General features: G+C 72.9%; 7 protein-coding genes. All 7 read left to right on the forward strand.

What is annotated here, in order from left to right:
* A partial coding sequence (lepB, locus tag KS423_RS34030; RefSeq protein ID WP_224283612.1) for a signal peptidase I occupies positions 1 to 936 on the forward strand: 936 nt, incomplete at its 5' end.
* A 160-nt stretch (positions 937 to 1,096) separates the two neighbouring features.
* Positions 1,097 to 1,852, forward strand: a complete 756-nt coding sequence (lepB, locus tag KS423_RS34035; protein WP_224283613.1) for a signal peptidase I — start codon at positions 1,097 to 1,099, stop codon at positions 1,850 to 1,852.
* A gap of 112 nt (positions 1,853 to 1,964) precedes the next feature.
* Positions 1,965 to 2,438 carry an NUDIX hydrolase gene (locus KS423_RS34040; protein WP_224283614.1) on the forward strand — a complete coding sequence of 158 codons (474 nt, stop codon included), beginning with the start codon at positions 1,965 to 1,967 and terminating at the stop codon, positions 2,436 to 2,438.
* 55 nt (positions 2,439 to 2,493) lie between these two features.
* Complete coding sequence (locus KS423_RS34045) at positions 2,494 to 2,820, forward strand: DUF2469 domain-containing protein (protein ID WP_030056781.1); 327 nt, start codon at positions 2,494 to 2,496, stop codon at positions 2,818 to 2,820.
* 168 nt (positions 2,821 to 2,988) lie between these two features.
* Entirely contained in the window at positions 2,989 to 3,492 is a 504-nt protein-coding gene (locus KS423_RS34050; protein ID WP_224283615.1) for a YraN family protein, read from the forward strand.
* Position 3,493: 1 nt separating this feature from the next.
* Entirely contained in the window at positions 3,494 to 5,209 is a 1,716-nt protein-coding gene (locus tag KS423_RS34055; RefSeq protein ID WP_224283616.1) for a YifB family Mg chelatase-like AAA ATPase, read from the forward strand.
* A complete protein-coding gene (gene dprA / locus KS423_RS34060; RefSeq protein WP_224283617.1) occupies positions 5,206 to 6,402 on the forward strand; it encodes a DNA-processing protein DprA in 1,197 nt (398 codons plus the stop codon). The genes KS423_RS34055 and dprA overlap by 4 nt, the downstream gene beginning before the upstream one ends.
* Positions 6,403 to 6,888 lie beyond the last annotated feature (486 nt).

Consider the following 6,888-nt stretch of genomic DNA (forward strand, 5'->3'; position numbering starts at 1 on the left):
TCCGCCGAGTCCGCGACCTCCTCGGCCTCGGCCGAGGACGCGGCGGCGCAGACCGCCGACGGGCAGGGCGGCGGCGGGCCGGAGGACTCCCCGGACTCCCCGCACGGGGGCGCCGAGCCCGCGGCCGGCTCGGAGTCGGAGGCTCCGTCCCAGTCGCCCAAGCAGCGCTCCTTCTGGAAGGAGCTGCCGATCCTGATCGGCATCGCGCTGATCCTCGCGCTGGTGATCAAGACCTTCTTCGTCCAGGCGTTCTCCATTCCGTCGGAATCGATGCAGAACACGCTGCAGGTCGGCGACCGCGTCCTGGTGGACAAGCTGACCCCGTGGTTCGGGGCCGAGCCCGAGCGCGGTGAGGTCGTGGTGTTCCACGACCCGGGCGGCTGGCTGAACGACGAGCCGACCCCGCAGAGCAGCAACTCCTTCCTCCGCGGCGTGCAGGACGTGCTCAGCTTCGTCGGGCTGATGCCCTCCGCCAACGAGAAGGACCTGATCAAGCGGGTCATCGCGGTCGGCGGGGACACCGTCGAGTGTGAGGGTGAAGGGCCGGTCAAGGTCAACGGCGTCGCGCTCGACGAGCCGTACGTCTACCAGGGCAACACCCCCTGTGGCGACCACCCCTTCGGACCGGTCGAGGTGCCCAAGGACCGCATCTGGGTGATGGGTGACCACCGCGCCAACTCGCTGGACTCCCGCTTCCACATGGACCAGCCGGGCGGCGGCACCGTCCCGGTGGACAACGTGATCGGGCGCGCCTTCGTGGTGGCCTGGCCGGTCAGCCACTGGTCGACGCTGTCGGTGCCGGACACCTTCGACCAGCCGGGCCTGGCGGTGGACGCGCCGATGGCGCCCCCCGCGGCCGGTGCGGTGGGGGCCGTCGCCCTGCTCCCCCTGGTGCGTCGGGTGCGGAGTCGGGTGGAGCACCGCAAGGAGTCCTGACGTCCACCGGATCGTGTTCCACCGGGTTGGCCCCGACTCTTGCGCGGGCCGTGGTACCGACGAGTAATCTGCTCGGACGTGCCACGGCCCGTCGGCTTTTCCGCCCGTGCCTCCGGCGTGCCAGTGGTGTTCTCCGGTCGGCCAGAGGTGGACGGTGTCGATGAGCAGTGTCGTGGAGCAGACGGCCGAGGGCCCGACCGTGTCCGCCCGTACGCGCCGTCGGCCCGCCGCGGTGTTGCAAGGCGTCGCGCTGGCGCTCGGGCTGGTGCTGATGGTCGGAGGCTTCGCCCTGATCGCGGTCGACTACCGGCCGTACAAGATCCCCACCGCCTCGATGCACCCGACGCTGCGCGCCGGGGACACCGTGCTCGCCCGCAAGGTCGGGGGCGGCGACATCGGGCGGGGCGACGTGGTGGTCTTCCGGGACCAGGCCTGGGGCGGCGAGCTCATGGTCAAGCGGGTGGTCGCGGTCGGCGGGGACACCGTCGCCACCACCGGGACCGAGCACCGGCTGACGGTCAACGGGCAGCCGGTGGACGAGCCCTACCTCGCGACCCAGGGCCGCCAGGGCGATTCGTTCAGCGCGACGGTGCCGCAGGGGCGGCTGTTCCTGCTCGGTGACAACCGAGTGGGCTCGCTCGACTCCCGCACCCACCTGGAGGTCGACGGCGGGACCGTTCCGGCCGACGCCGTCGAGGCCAGGGTCGAGGCCACCGTGCTGCCCTTCGGCCGGATGGGCCTGCTCGACCGGGTCACGGACTTCGACGGCTTCGCGGGCCCGAGGGCCTCGCAGCCGGGACCGCTGGGGCCCTTCGCCTACGCCTCCGTTGCGGGCGCGGCGCTGATCCTCGTGACCTCGGCGGTGGGAGGGGTGGCGGGCCTGGCACGCCGGCTCCGGGGGCGGCGCAGCTCCTGAGCGGGACCGTCGCCCGGCGGCCCGCTCTGCCGAACATCGCCCCGGACGGCCGCGCCGGGTGGCAGGATCGGTAGCGCCACCGATGCGAACGGAAGGAGCGTGGAGCGCTGCCATGACAGCACAGCGTCGCAGGGCGGCGCGGATCCTGCTGCTGGACGGGCTGGACCGCATCCTCCTCTTCCTGGGGGCCGACCCGGCCACCCCGGGGAAGACGTGGTGGTTCACGCCCGGGGGCGGCTTGGAGGCGAGGGAGGACGTGCGTGAGGCCGCCGAGCGGGAGCTCGCCGAGGAGACCGGCCTGCGAGGTGTGGACCTGGGGCCCTTGGTGGCGTACGGCACGGTGTCGTTCTCCTTTCAGGGACAGCGCTACGAGCAGGAGCAGTGGTTCCACCTGGCCCGGACCATGGAGACGGGGCTGGACCACTCGGGCATGGGCGCGGACGAGCACGCCCAACTGCTCGCGGCGCACTGGTGGACGGTCGAGGAACTGAGGGGGACCGCCGAGACGGTCTATCCGGTCGGTCTGGCGGACTTCCTGGAGCGGCTGCTGGCCGAGGGCCCGCCGGTGGATCCGGTGCGGCTCTGACCGTGGGTGCGGTGGTCCACAATGGGTGGACGTGACAAGTTGAGGGGACGCCTGGATGAGTGCCGAAGATCTCGAGAAGTACGAGACCGAGATGGAGCTCAAGCTCTACCGGGAGTACCGGGACGTCGTCGGCCTGTTCAAGTACGTGATCGAGACCGAGCGACGGTTCTACCTCACCAACGACTACGAGTTGCAGGTGCACTCGGTCCAGGGCGAGGTGTTCTTCGAGGTGTCGATGGCGGATGCGTGGGTCTGGGACATGTACCGGCCGGCCCGGTTCGTCCGTAAGGTCCGGGTGCTGACCTTCAAGGACGTGAACATCGAGGAACTCGCGAAGAGCGATCTGGAGCTGCCCTCGGACGAGTCCGGCTTCGGGAACTGACGTTGGACGACTCCGTCCCGCGTTGTCCAGCCGAATTTCGCGGGAGCGGGGCTTCTCACCCCTGCGGGTGACAAAAGTTGTCCACAGGTCCGGGTTATCCACAGGGAACGGGAATTCCCGGGCCTCATCGTGCGCATTGGTGCAGCCTCCTCGGCGGAGGTGGTCACCATGCAGCACACCGTCGTGCAGGACCAGGCCGTACCGGACACGGCCGCAGTCGGGAACGCCCCGCGGGCGATCGCGGACCGCAGCACCAAGAACGCGCTCGGCCGCTACGGCGAGCGGGTCGCCGCCCGCCGCCTCGCGGAGGCCGGGCTCCGCATCCTGGACCGCAACTGGCGCTGCGTCGAGGGCGAGCTGGACATCGTCGCCCTCGACGGCGACACCGTGGCGGTCTGCGAGGTGAAGACCCGCTCCGAGCGGGGTTTCCAGCAGCCCACCGAGGCCATCGACCGGACCAAGGCCGCCCGGCTGCAACGCCTGGCCGAGCGCTGGATGGCCGAGCGCTGGCCCGGTCACTTCGCCCGACTGGCCGGCCCTGACTACGACCCGGGGCCCACCGATCCGCAATGGCCGCCCGCCCCGCCGGGCGGGGTGCGGATCGACCTGGTCGCAGTGGTCAACCGGGTGCGGGGTGCAGCCCTGGTCGATCACCTGCGGGGGGTGGTCTGAGATGGCCTTCGCCCGCACCTGTTCCGTCGCGCTGGTCGGTGTCGACGGAGTGATCGTCGAGGTCCAGGCCGATCTGGAGCCCGGGGTGGCCGCGTTCACCCTGGTCGGCCTGCCCGACAAGGCGCTCACCGAAGCCCGCGACCGGGTCCGTGCCGCGGTCGTGAACAGCGGCGAGGCCTGGCCGCAGCGCAAACTGACGGTCGGCCTCAGCCCCGCCTCGGTGCCCAAGAGCGGCAGCGGTTTCGACCTCGCGGTGGCCTGCGCCGTGCTGGCCGCCGCCGAACGCCTCGACCCCTCCGCCATCGCCGACCTGCTGATCATCGGCGAGCTGGGGCTGGACGGCCGGGTGCGGCCGGTCAGAGGGGTGCTGCCGTCGGTGCTGGCCGCCGCGGACGCCGGGTACGAGCGGGTTGTGGTCGCCGAGCAGACCGCGCCCGAGGCCTCGCTCGTCCCCGGGGTGACGGTGATCGGCGTCCGCAGCCTGCGCCAGCTCGTCGCCGGCCTGACCGGGGCGGCGGCACCGGAGGAGCCGCCGGACCCGATCGGCGGTCGGCCGGATCCGCTGATGGCCGGCCTGATGCTGCCCTGTGCGGGCGTGCGGGGCCTGCCCGACGACAAGGCGGCCCGGCTCGACATGGCCGACGTGGCCGGCCAGTACGAGGCCCGGCGGGCCCTGGAGATCGCCGCGGCCGGAGGACACCACCTCTACCTGAAGGGCCCGCCGGGCGCGGGCAAGACGATGCTGGCGGAGCGGTTGCCCGCGCTGCTCCCGCCGCTGACCCAGAAGGAGGCACTGGAGGTCACTGCCGTCCACTCGGTGGCCGGACTGCTCCCGGCCGGGCGTCCACTGATCGACACCGCCCCCTACTGTGCCCCGCACCACTCCACGACGATGCCCGCGATCGTCGGCGGCGGCAGCGGTCTGCCGAGACCGGGGGCGGTCTCGCTGGCCCACCGGGGCGTGCTCTTCCTGGACGAGGCACCGGAGTTCCCGGTCCGGGTGCTCGACGCGCTGCGCCAGCCGCTGGAGTCGGGCGAGGTGGTGATCGCCCGTTCGGCCGGATCGCTGCGGCTCCCCGCCCGCTTCCTGCTCTGTCTGGCGGCCAACCCCTGTCCGTGCGGCCGGTACTCGCGGCGGGGCGAAGGCTGCGAGTGCACCCCGGCCATGGTCAGCCGCTACCAGGGTCGGCTCTCCGGGCCACTGCTGGACCGGGTCGACCTCCAGGTCCAGGTGGCCCCGGTGACCAGGGTCGAGCTCATGGAGCGGGACACCACGGCGGAGACCACCGAGACCGTCGCGGCCCGGGTGCTGGCCGCGCGGGAGCGGGCGGCGGCCCGGCTGGCGGACACCCCGTGGCGGACCAACGCGGAGGTGCCGGGCCACGAACTGCGCACTCGCTGGCAGCTCGCGGCCGGCGCGCTCAACGACGCCGCGCGGCAGTTGGAACGGGGGCTGCTGACCGCCCGGGGCCTGGACCGGGTGCTCCGGGTCGCCTGGACGGTCGCCGACCTCGCCGGACGCGACCGGCCGGACCAGCGGGACGTGCGCACCGCCCTGGTCCTGCGCACCGGCGAGGAGCACGGACTGCTTCTGACCGAGCGGGTCTTCGGCCGGCTCGGCGGAATCCCGGCGCAGCGCGGCAGCCCGGAAGACGGCTGGCCCGGGAAGCCCGAGGCGCCTGACGGGCATCCGCAGAACCAGGAGGGTGAGGCATGAACCGGTTGGTGAGGCAACCCCGAATTCCCGGAGCGGCCGAGGCCGGGGCCGGTGCCGCAACCTCCGCCGAGCCCGATCCCGAGCGTCTCGCCCGGGTGGCGCTCGGTCGGCTCAGCGAACCGGGAGACGCAGTGGTCGGCCGGTGGCTCGGCCAACTTCCCGCCGTCGACGTGGTCAAGGCGATCCGGGACGGAACGGTGCCCGACCATCCCGGACTGGACTCCACCCGACTGGCCGGGTACCAGGCGCGGCTGTCGGGGCTGGACCCGCAGATGGACCTGAAACGGGTACGGGACGTCGGCGGACGGTTCATCATTCCGGGGGACACGGAATGGCCCAGCCAACTCGACGACCTCGGTGACGGGCGTCCGATCGGGCTCTGGGTGACGGGCACCGGCTCCCTGCGGCTGCTCGCGCTCCGTTCGGTCGCGATGGTGGGCTCCCGCGCCTGCACGGCCTACGGCGCCCATGTCGCGGGGGAGCTGTCGGCCCAACTGGCCGAGCGCGGCTGGGTGGTGATCTCCGGAGCCGCCTACGGGATCGACGCGGCCGCGCACCGCGGGGCACTCGCGGTCGGCGGGATGACCGCAGCCGTGCTCGCCTGCGGCGTCGACGTGGCCTACCCCAAGGGCAACGCCGAACTGATCCGACGGATCGGCGTCCAGGGTCTGTTGGTCAGCGAACTCCCGCCCGGGGAGCACCCGAACCGCTTCCGCTTCGTCCTCCGCAACCGGGTCATCGCGGCGCTTACCCGGGGAACGGTGGTGGTCGAGGCGGCGGTGCGCAGCGGCGCCCTGAGTACGGCCAGACGGGCGCGGGACCTCAACCGCCACACCATGGGCGTCGCAGGCCCGGTCACGTCGGAGCTCTCCGCCGGGGTGCACGCCCTGATCCGCAGCGGGGGTGCCACCCTGGTCACCGACGCGGCCGAGATCACCGAGCTGATCGGGGCGATCGGGGACGACCTGGCGCCGCCGCGCAGCGGCCCGGTGCTCCCGCGCGACCTGCTGGAACCGGCGGTAGCCCGGGTGCTGGAGGCCGTACCGGCGACGGCGGAGGGCGCACCGGTCGAGCGCCTGGCCCGGCAGTCCGGGCTCCCGCCGGACGAGGTCCTGCAACGGCTCTACGAGTTGGGATCACTCGGCTACGTGGAGCGGCACGGCGCGCACTGGCGCGTGGTGCGGAGGAGGTGAGCGTCGGGACGGAGAACGCATTCGCGCCGAGGGAGCGCAGGTCGGAACCGCCCGGCCGACCCGCCGATCCGGTTCTCCTGTTCGCCTGCCGGTCTTGTGTGCGAGCGCCACCGGATCGGGGGACGACCGGGTGGCGGTAGCGCTTTGCAGCGAGTCGGTCACGCTACGCTCCACATGCCTTCCCTATCAGCACATGACTCGGCAGAACGGCGCAGACCAACGCATGCCCACACACATTCCCGGACACAGAGTGACCGGTGGCGCTCGGTCCTCGGGAGGGCCGCGGGCCGACCGGCGCCCCGCGCCCGACTTCCCGGCCAAGGCGGCGGGGACGATGGGAGGCCTGTCGCGCCAGGGTGGCCAGCCGACGGTGGTGCCCCAGCCTGCGGATGCGGCCCGGGACGCAGAGCCGACCCAGGGCACTGACGCGACCGGCCCCGTCGGTGCACCCGCCGGTGCACCCCCCGGTGCGGTCGCGGCCGGCGC

This window comes from Streptomyces sp. LS1784, from assembly GCF_020103755.1.
In the GTDB taxonomy this organism is placed as follows: Bacteria; Actinomycetota; Actinomycetes; order Streptomycetales; family Streptomycetaceae; genus Kitasatospora.